This window comes from Liquorilactobacillus sicerae (assembly GCF_029916425.1).
Classification (GTDB): Bacteria; Bacillota; Bacilli; order Lactobacillales; family Lactobacillaceae; genus Liquorilactobacillus; species Liquorilactobacillus sicerae.
Genome location: NZ_JAHAVQ010000246.1, coordinates 1 through 446 on the forward strand (window position 1 = coordinate 1; position 446 = coordinate 446).

The following is a 446-nucleotide window of genomic DNA, read 5'->3' on the forward strand; positions in this document are numbered from 1 at the left end:
TCTTTGGTGGGCGGTGTTCCATATGCTTATTACGAGTCCAAGTCCGGCAGCAAAATTAGTGAATGGCATAATTTAGATATTCAGAATCTTATTTTCCCTGAACAAGATGCCACAACGGGAAGTGTTGGCAGCCAGGATAATACTGATTTTGTTAATTTCGAAGATGATATTGAAAGCTTTTTCCCAACCATTTCTTCTGCTACTGCTCAGGCACATTATGAAGATAAGACTTTAACTGGGATGAAAATTACAGTTAATACCAGTTTTTATTCAGTTTCGGAAATTAAAGCCTTTTCGACTTATATTTCGGAAATTGGGCCGAAATACTTTACTAAAGATATTCCGATAACGATTTCTGTTTATGCCTCGAATCAATTATTGGCTATATTGAGTCGCAGCAGCGGCAGTAGTTTTAAGATTACTTACTTGTATAGTTATTGATATAT

The 446-nt window shown here is 35.9% G+C and carries 1 protein-coding gene; it reads left to right on the plus strand.

Features of this window, described 5'->3' with window-relative positions:
- Positions 1-441: CamS family sex pheromone protein (locus KH893_RS12260; protein WP_281166335.1), on the plus strand; the 441-nt coding region annotated here is incomplete at its 5' end.
- Between the last annotated feature and the right edge of the window lie 5 nt (positions 442-446).